Genomic DNA, 8,813 nt, shown 5'->3' with positions numbered 1-8,813 from the left:
GTCGCAGACCAGCCGCGCTTCCTGGCGAGCGTCGTCGTCGGGTATACGGCCGTCACGCTCGCCGGAGCGGTCGCGTTCGGCTCCGAAACGTGGTTCTCGACGGTCGATCCGATTTCGCGGGTGTTCCGCTACTTCGGTCGGGTCGCCCCCCTCTATCGCGCGGATGGCACGCTTGGTCTCCGGCTGCCCGGCTCCGGGCTGGACGAGGCGAAGTTCGTCACCTCCCGGGCGGAGGTCGGCTTCATCGTCGCGATACTGTGGGTGACGACCTACGACGGCCTTGTCGCGACGCCGCTTTGGCGCCGCGTTGCCGTCCCCCTCGTCGAGGCCGGCATGCCAGCGTATCCGCTGTACGCCGCTGCACTCATCGTCGGCTATCTGGCCTTCGCGGGCCTCTACGCCGTCGCCGTCCGGTACAGCAAGCGACACGCCCGCACCTACGTCGACGCGGACGCGCTCGCGTACCGGTTCGTGCCGCCGCTTTTGGCCATCGCGGCCGGCTACCACCTGGCGCATTTCCTCGGCTACTTCGTCAAGTTGCTCCCGGCACTCGGCGGCGCGCTTTCGGCCCCGCTTTCGCCGCCAGACCCCGTCGCAATCGTGCTACCGGCGTGGTTCGGCGGCCTCGAACTCGCCTTCGTCATCCTCGGGCACCTGCTCGCCATCTGGATCGCCCACGCCGCTGCATACGACGTGTTTCCGGGGAAGCTGCAGGCCATCCGCAGCCAGTACTCGATTACGGCGGTGATGGTCGTCTACACGATGGTGAGTCTCTGGATCGTCTCGCAACCGTACGCGACGCCACCGTTCGTCTCATGAACCACACACTCGGCCGGCAGACGCCGCCGCCGGACGCCCCCGAGGAACCGCTCACCTGTGACCACTGCGGTGCGCAGTTCGTCGATGAGGAGCTGCTCGCGCTTCACCGCGGCCAGGAACACGGGGATGCGTTGAGCGAGGCAGAGACGGCGGCGTATCGTGAGGCTCTGGCCGCGGAGCGCGACGACATTCGACTGTTCCGACTGAAAGCGCTCGCTGGCCTGCTGGTGCTGTACTTCGGCTTCATCTACGTGTACGCGTTCGTCGTCTGATACGGACTGCTGTACGTCGTTTCCGCATCGACTGCCCGCAGTCGGACGTTCGTCGCGACAAACAGGTACGCAGTCCGTATGAGCGGCCAACCGACGGCCCTTTGAACGGGCGGTTCTACAGTTCTGGTATGGAAGCGGAACCGGGTGTCTCCGAGCGATACGAGAAGACGAGCCCCTGGCCCGTCGTGGTCGCGCTGGGATTCGTTCTCAGCGAAATCGGTATCCTGTTCAATCTCTATCCGATATCCGTCGGCGGACTTCTCCTGTTCGTCGGCAGCGTCTCGGGCATCATCCACGAAGCGGGCTACGTCACCGAGCCGTGGCGGCTCCTCTCCGCGCTCGGCATCGCGCTCGCCGCCGCCGGCGTCGCTATCGTCTCGACGCAAGTCGACGGTGGTGTCTCGGCCTACGTGACTCAGGTGTCCATCCAGAACGGCATCACACAGCGTGGCTTCACCATTGCCGCGACGGGCGCTATTCTCGCGCTTGCCGGTGTCGTCCTGCCGCGCGCTCGGAATCAGTAACCTCTTTGTGCCGGTGGCCGAATCGCCATACAATGAGTGACCGTACGTTCGACCGCGAGACGCTCCTCGACCTGTCGGTCAACGCGATTCCGATCGGGATAATCGCGTTCTTCGTCGTCGCGTATCTCGTCATCGCCCCGTACCCTAACGACCCGGCCATCATGGTCATTCAGATGGCCATCATGCTTCTGACGGGCATCGGGCTGACCATCCTGACGTACTACTCCGGGAAGGCAATCTCGACCGCTGAGGATGAGGGAGTCAACCTCCACGCCGGCTACTCGAAGCAGGACGTCGAAACCCTCGAGGAGCTAGAAGGAGAGCCCGAGGGCGAGCTCGAATCTGGCGAGGAATCGCCCACGGACGAAGCATAACGACTCGTTCTCGCTCGTCCTGTCGACGCCCGCGCCGAGAGCGGCGCATCTGCCGGCAAAAGTCGCTGCCTCGGAGACGATAAGCGCAACCTTTCTTTACCAGTAGTCCTACCTCCCGGATAGATACATGGCTGCAGAACAGCTTGCGCTCACAGTTCTCATGGGGGTTCTCCTCATCGGGGTTTTCGCTTTGGTCGCCCGGATGGAGAACTGGCGCACGTACACTCCGCTCGCGAGCGGCGAGGGCGCCGGCGCGGCGGGCCACGGACACAAGCCGCCCGGAATCGCCCGATGGTTCACGACAGTTGACCACAAGGACATCGGTATCATGTACGGCACCTACGGCGTCATCGCGTTCCTCTGGGGTGGCGTCGCCGTCATGCTCATGCGCATCGAGCTGACGACGCCGGGCACGATGTTCCTGGAACCGTCGATGTACAACGCACTCCTGACGAGTCACGGCATCACGATGCTGTTCCTCTTCGGGACACCGATCATCGCCGCCTTCGCGAACTACTTCGTCCCGCTTCTCATCGGCGCCGACGACATGGCGTTCCCGCGGATCAACGCCATCGCCTTCTGGCTTCTTCCGCCGGGCGCGCTCCTCATCTGGGCCGGCTTCTTCACGATGCCGCTGCCCATCGAGGTCGGCCCCGCCGAAACCTCGTGGACGATGTACGCCCCGCTGTCCGTCCAGCAGGCCAACGCCGGCGTCGATCTGATGATCCTCGGCCTGCACCTCACGGGCGTCTCCGCGACGATGGGTGCCATCAACTTCATCGCGACCATCTTCACCGAGCGCGGTGACGAAGTCAACTGGGCCAACCTCGACATCTTCAGCTGGACCATCCTCACCCAGTCGGGACTCATCCTGTTTGCCTTCCCGCTCCTGGGCAGCGCGCTCATCATGCTGCTCTTAGACCGGAACTTCGGGACGACGTTCTTCGCCGTGGAGGGCGGCGGCCCGATACTGTGGCAAAACCTCTTCTGGTTCTTCGGCCATCCCGAGGTGTACATCCTCGTCCTACCGATGATGGGCATCGTCTCGTGGGTGCTGCCGAAGTTCGCGGGCCGGAAGCTCTTCGGATTCAAGTTCGTCGTCTACTCGACGCTCGCCATCGGTGTGCTCTCCTTCGGCGTCTGGGCCCACCACATGTTCGGCAGCGGGATGGATCCCCGCATCCGGGCGTCGTTCATGGCAACCTCGCTCGCAATCGCGATACCATCCGCAGTGAAGACGTTCAACTGGATTACGACGCTGTGGAACGGCCAGGTTCGGCTGACGGCACCGATGCTGTTCTGTCTCGGCTTCGTCTCGAACTTCGTCCTCGGTGGTATCACCGGCGTCTTCCTCGCAGCGATTCCGGTGAACCTCCTGCTGCACGAGACGTACTACGTCGTCGGTCACTTCCACTACATCGTCATGGGGATGATCGCCTTCGCAGGCTTCGCTGGCGTCTACTACTGGTTCCCCATCGTCACCGGGCGCATGTACCAGCGCACGCTCGCGAAGTGGCACTTCTGGCTGTCGATGATCGGCGTGAACATCACGTTCTTCGCCTTCCTCATCCTCGGCTACCTCGAGATGCCGCGCCGGTACGCCACCTACGAGTTCGACCCCGCACTTGCACCGCTCGCACAGGTGACGGTGCTCCACCAGATCGCGACCGTCGGCGCGTTCCTCATCGCGTTGGGGACGGTCATCTGGCTGTGGAACATCGTCCAGTCGTGGCTTGAGGGGCCGGAGGTCACCGACCCCGACCCGTGGAACACGAAGGAACACGGCCTGCACGGCCGTGAGTTCGCGTGGTTCGAGGAGCAGCTCGCCGCCGCGGACGGCGGCGAGGAAGACGTCGCAGCCGACGGCGGCGAAGACGTCGCCACCGCCGGCGAGACCGAAAACTGATACGACTGCTATCCCTGTTTCCCGCGACGACCACCCGACTGCGGGCCGCTGCTTCGGACATGACTCATATAAAGCCGCGTAGCTGTTCTTAGTTGAGAGCCGTGATGACGAGAGTCAGCCCCGTCAATGCCATCAGGACGGCCACCCCGACGAGGACGAGCAGGAAATACTCTTTCTCCGCAAACTGCCGGCGTTCTTGTGACATACCACTCGTTAGGGCGACCGCGGCAAAAGCGTTTCAGAACGTCCCGGTTTCAAAAGGCTCATCGGGGCCGTACGCCTATCGCCGGGTGTGACTGAGGCAGACGACGCGGCCGGCTTCGGTGGGAACCGTGTCATCATCGCGCTGTATCTCATCGTCGTCGCCGTCACGGGACTGATGGGCGGTATCATCGGGAGCATCGGCCTTCGCGACCTCCAGGCCGTCTCCTATCTCGGAGTCGTCACCTTCCAGCCGACGCCGCTCGGCCTCGCGATGTTCGGGATGACGACCGTCGGCACGCTGCTGGGCGTCCTGCTTTTGCTTGTCGTGGTCGTCTCGCGGCGCTACGCCGACGAGTGAGAAGGCACTTATCTACGTGTCGCCGACTGGACTGATATGTACCACGTTGTCATCGGTATCGACTCCGAAGACGAGAACCTCACGGAGAAAATCGAGACGGTCACCGACCTGCCAGCAGCGGCCGAATCGGTTCGCGTGACGCTCGTCCACGTTCACGATGGCGACGGCGCCGTCGAATCGGTGGGCGCCGTCGCGGACGCGCTGTCGATGCTCGCCGAGGCGAACGTCGAGGCAACGGCCCACGGCGTGTCGGGAGACGATGCGACCCAGTGCCTCATCGAGGCCGCCGAAACCCTCGATGCGGACTTGCTCTGTATCGGTGGCCGTCAGCGCTCGCCGGCCGGTAAACGGCGGTTGAAACGCGGAGCGAGCGAAATCATTCTGCGGGCCGACTGTCCGGTCGTCATCGCCGGAGCCCTCGAAAGTCGAGAGCCGCGAACGTAGCTACCCCTGCCCGACCATCCGGTCTTCGTCCGCCCACTCCTCCTGGCGCAGTTCGTACTTCTGCACTTTCCCGGTCGCCGTCGTCGGAAGCTCCTCGACGAACTCGACACGGCGGATGGCCTTATACGAGGCGAGCTGGTCACGCGCAAACTCGACCAGTTCATCTTCGGTCACGCCGGGGGCGGCCGGGTCACCACCCTTCGGGACGACGAACGCCTTCGGCGTCTCGCCCCACTCGTCGCTCGGTGAGGGGATGACCGCCACGTCATCGACGGCCTCGTGTTCGAAGAGAGCGTCCTCCAGTTCGATAGAGGAGATGTTCTCGCCGCCGGAGATGATAATGTCCTTCTTGCGGTCTTGGATGGCTATCATCCCGTTCTCGTCGATGGTCGCGAGGTCACCCGTGTGGTAGTACCCCTCGATGCGGTCGGAGAAGGCCTCCTCGGTCGCGTCGGGCTTTTCCCAATACCCTTCCATCACCTGATTGCCGCGAACGACGACCTCGCCGATAGAGGCTCCGTCGGGCTCGACATCGTTGCCCTCCTCGTCGACGACGCGGATTTCCGTGCCGAGATAGCCGAGACCCTGTTTCTTCTTGATGGCGAACCGATCCGAGGAGTCGTCGTCGAAGAAGCGCCGCGCGTCGGAGGTGGTGATGAGCGGCCCCGTCTCCGTTGCGCCGTAGACGTGTTTGAGATACCAGCCGAACTCATCTTCGACGGTTCGGATGGCCGCTTCCGGCGGCGCGCTGCCGGCGGTTGCGACCCGCACGTCGTTTGCCCCCGCCGTTTCGGGGTGGTTGTCCTCGTAGTAGCTCATCAGCTGATTGAGTACCGTCGGCGCCGCACAGAAATACGAGACGTCCTCGGCCGTGACGGCCTCGAAGATGCCGCCCGGGTCGACACCGCGCGTGCAGACGTGTTTCGCGCCCATGCCCGTGACCGCGTAGATGTGGCCCCAGCCGTTGACGTGGAACATCGGGAGCGTCCACAGGTAGATGTCGTCGTCGCGGAGCTCCTGATGGGTGGAGATGAGATACGCGTGCAGTGTCTCGTTGCGGTGGGTTCGCATCACTCCCTTCGGGTCGCCAGTCGTCCCTGAGGTGTAGTTGATGGTGATGACCTCGTCTTCGGTCATCTCGGGGCGGTCGTACTCGTCGCCGCCGTCGAGCCACGCCTCGAAATCGTCCCAGTCACCATCGACGGCATCGGGGTCGTTCGTGACGAAAAGCTCCGTCGGCACATCATCACGGACGGCTTCGATTTTGTCGGCGTATTCGTAATCGGCGTAGACGGCCGTCACGCCCGCGTTCTCCAGGATGTATCGGAAGTCGTCGGGCGTGAGCCGGTAGTTCAGCGGCGTGTGGACGGCCCCGACCTGCATCGATCCGTAGGCCGCCTCGAGATGGTAGTGGGTGTTTGGATCGAGGATGGCGACGCGGTCGCCCTTCTCGATACCGCGTTCCTGAAGCGCCGCGGAAAAGCGGTCGGCCCGGTCGCCGAGTTCGGCGTAGGTGTACCGCTCGCCCGTCGTCGCCACAACCGCCTCCTCATCGGCGTAGTGGTCGCGTGCACGATCCAGGAAGTCCGTCACCAGCAGTGGCTTGTGCATACCGCTCCGATAGGCGGGTCAGACGTTAACAGTTGGGTAGAACCACGGACGGGTTGTTTCTTCGAAAAGCGGGTCAGTAACGGGAATCGAAGCGGCGTGGTTACGCCAGCCCGACCGCTTCCTGATAGGCGCCGTAGTGGTCTTCGAACACGGCCATGATCTCGCCCATCGTCGCGTAGGCTTTCACCGCGTCGATGATGGATGGCATGACGTTCTCGTCGTTCTCGATGGCTGCATCGAGGTCGTCGAGCGCGGCGTCGACAGCCGAATCGTCCCGTTCCCCTTTGACCGCTGCCAGGCGATTCAGCTGGCGGTTCTGGGTTCCCTTGTCCACCTTCAGGAGATCGGGCGAGGTGTCCTCATCGATCTGGTATTGGTTGACCCCAACGACGGTCTCCTTGCCCGCGTCGACGCGCTTCTGGTACTCGTAGGAGGCGTCCTGAATCTCCCGGTGGAAGTACCCCTGGTCGATGCCGTCGAGGACGCCGTCCCGAACCGAGCCATCGCCGATGTCGCGGATCTCCTCGATGTAGGCCATGATTTCGGCTTCCATCTCGTTCGTGAGCTTTTCGATGGCAAAGCTGCCGCCCATCGGGTCGACGATGTCGGCCATGCCGGATTCCTCGGCGATGATCTGCTGGGTTCGCAGTGCGACCCGAACCGCGTCCTCACTCGGCAGCGCAAGCGCCTCGTCGTAGCTGTTGGTGTGGAGGCTCTGGGTGCCGCCGAGGACGGCCGCCATCGCCTGAATCGTCGTCCGGACGATATTGTTGAGCGGCTGTTGGGCGGTCAGCGATTGGCCCGCCGTCTGGGTGTGGAACTTCAGTCGCTTCGACTCGTCGGCTTCCGCGTCGTACCACTCCTCCATGACGCGGGCGTACACACGGCGGGAGGCACGGAACTTCGCGATTTCCTCGAAGATCGAGTTGTGCGAGTTAAAGAAGAAGGACAGAAGCGGCGCGAACTCGTCGACGTCGAGACCGCGGTCGAGGCAGTCCTCGACGTAGGCGAAGCCGTCAGCGAGCGTGAACGCGGCTTCCTGGGCGGCCGTCGAGCCGGCCTCACGGATGTGGTAGCCCGACACCGAAACGGGGTGGAACTTCGGCGTCTCCTTGACGGCGAACTCAATGGTGTCGGTCACGATATCCAGCGAGGGCGCCGGCGGGACGACCCACTCCTTCTGTGCGATGAACTCCTTGAGCATGTCGTTCTGGAGGGTGCCGCGGATCTCCTCGCGGGGCACGCCCTGTTCGTCCGCCAGGGCGATGTACATCGCGTAGATAACTGGCGCGGAGGGGTTGATGGTGAACGACGTCGAGATCTCGCTGATGTCGATGCCGTCGAAGAGGATCTCCATGTCGCGGAGCGTGTCGACGGCGACGCCCTCCTTGCCGACCTCGCCCTGGCTCATCGGGTGGTCGGAGTCGATACCCATGAGACTGGGCATGTCGAACGCCGTCGACAGCCCGGTCTGGCCCTCGTCGATCAGGTAGTGGAACCGGTCGTTCGTCTCCTCTGCGGTGCCGAAGCCGGCGAACTGCCGCATCGTCCACGTCCGGCCACGGTACATCGTCGGATAGGGCCCCCGTGTGTACGGCGGTTCGCCCGGATGGCCGAGGTCGCCGTCGTAATCGAGGTCGGCGATATCCTCGGGCGTGTAGAGGCGGTCGACCTCGTGGTTCGAGACGGTGACGAACTCCTCTTTCCGCTCGCCGCGTTCGAGGAACGGGTCGAGCGTCTCCTCCTCCCAGCGCTCGCGTCCGTTGCGTATCTCGGCGAGATCCTCTTCATCGAACATAGAAACCGCTAGGGCAGGTGTGACCATGAAGGTTAGCGTGTTACGAGAGTCCGGTCTGGATAAACGAGAAGTTGTAGATCGGTATGGGGACGATGGATTAAGATGGCTGAAACCGGAGAGTAAATCCACAACTGAGTCGGACGCAGGTGGTTCGCAACCCCCACTCGTCCCGTTGAGTCTCGACACGTTCCCGTTACAATCGCGAATGTCAATCCGGCGTATCCATCACAAAGAGTTCTACGTCATCCGGTTGGATGCGAAACTCCCAGGCTGGGGTGTCTTGGTTCTGAATTTCATCGAGAAACTCGCTACTCATTTCGACAGTCCGGAAGAGCGAGCCATCTCCGCTTGTCGCCCGCACCGTGTATTCTCCGGCCCCCTCGAGTTCTCCTCCCAGAACGGTCTCACCGGATCCGACCTCGAACGTCTCTGTGAGAACTGAATCGTTTTCTTTGACAATCTCAATTTCGATCGCTCGCATTTCGTCTGTTTCGTTCGTTATT

At 63.0% G+C, this 8,813-nt stretch carries 9 protein-coding genes and 1 pseudogene; 7 read left to right on the top strand and 3 right to left on the bottom strand.

Annotation, left to right across the window (positions count from 1 at the left end; translation table 11 throughout):
* The 7 genes and pseudogenes from ACI8UR_RS06820 to ACI8UR_RS06790 form a co-directional block, all read left to right on the top strand.
* Positions 1-819 (top strand): annotated as a pseudogene (locus ACI8UR_RS06820) (hypothetical protein); the annotation flags it as partial.
* Entirely contained in the window at positions 816-1,091 is a 276-nt protein-coding gene (locus ACI8UR_RS06815) for a C2H2-type zinc finger protein (RefSeq protein WP_411715855.1), read from the top strand. The pseudogene ACI8UR_RS06820 and the gene ACI8UR_RS06815, both read left to right, overlap by 4 nt.
* Before the next feature lie 128 nt (positions 1,092-1,219).
* A complete protein-coding gene (locus ACI8UR_RS06810) occupies positions 1,220-1,615 on the top strand; it encodes a cox cluster protein (protein ID WP_411715856.1) in 396 nt (131 codons plus the stop codon).
* A 32-nt stretch (positions 1,616-1,647) separates the two neighbouring features.
* Positions 1,648-1,989: a DUF6684 family protein gene (locus tag ACI8UR_RS06805; protein ID WP_411715857.1), complete on the top strand. Its 342-nt coding sequence runs from the start codon at positions 1,648-1,650 to the stop codon at positions 1,987-1,989.
* A gap of 127 nt (positions 1,990-2,116) precedes the next feature.
* The gene (locus ACI8UR_RS06800; protein WP_411715858.1) at positions 2,117-3,895 is read left to right on the top strand and encodes a cbb3-type cytochrome c oxidase subunit I; all 1,779 of its coding nucleotides are present in this window, start codon (positions 2,117-2,119) and stop codon (positions 3,893-3,895) included.
* A 292-nt stretch (positions 3,896-4,187) separates the two neighbouring features.
* Positions 4,188-4,457 (top strand): cox cluster protein, encoded by a 270-nt coding sequence (locus ACI8UR_RS06795; protein WP_411715859.1) that lies wholly within the window; start codon positions 4,188-4,190, stop codon positions 4,455-4,457.
* 36 nt (positions 4,458-4,493) lie between these two features.
* On the top strand, positions 4,494-4,901 hold the full coding sequence (locus tag ACI8UR_RS06790) for a universal stress protein (protein ID WP_411715860.1): 408 nt from the start codon (positions 4,494-4,496) through the stop codon (positions 4,899-4,901).
* On the opposite strand, the gene ACI8UR_RS06785 is transcribed toward ACI8UR_RS06790, so the two are convergent.
* The 3 genes from ACI8UR_RS06785 to ACI8UR_RS06775 form a co-directional block, all read right to left on the bottom strand.
* A complete protein-coding gene (locus ACI8UR_RS06785) occupies positions 4,902-6,512 on the bottom strand; it encodes a long-chain-fatty-acid--CoA ligase (RefSeq protein WP_411715861.1) in 1,611 nt (536 codons plus the stop codon).
* 100 nt (positions 6,513-6,612) lie between these two features.
* Complete coding sequence (locus ACI8UR_RS06780; RefSeq protein ID WP_415087703.1) at positions 6,613-8,310, bottom strand: methylmalonyl-CoA mutase family protein; 1,698 nt, start codon at positions 8,308-8,310, stop codon at positions 6,613-6,615.
* A gap of 208 nt (positions 8,311-8,518) precedes the next feature.
* Positions 8,519-8,791, bottom strand: coding sequence for a hypothetical protein (locus ACI8UR_RS06775; protein WP_415087702.1), 273 nt, complete (start codon positions 8,789-8,791; stop codon positions 8,519-8,521).
* Positions 8,792-8,813 lie beyond the last annotated feature (22 nt).

This window comes from Natronomonas sp., from assembly GCF_047616845.1.
Classification (GTDB): Archaea; Halobacteriota; Halobacteria; order Halobacteriales; family Haloarculaceae; genus Natronomonas.
This window is presented reverse-complemented; position numbering and strand designations above follow the sequence as displayed.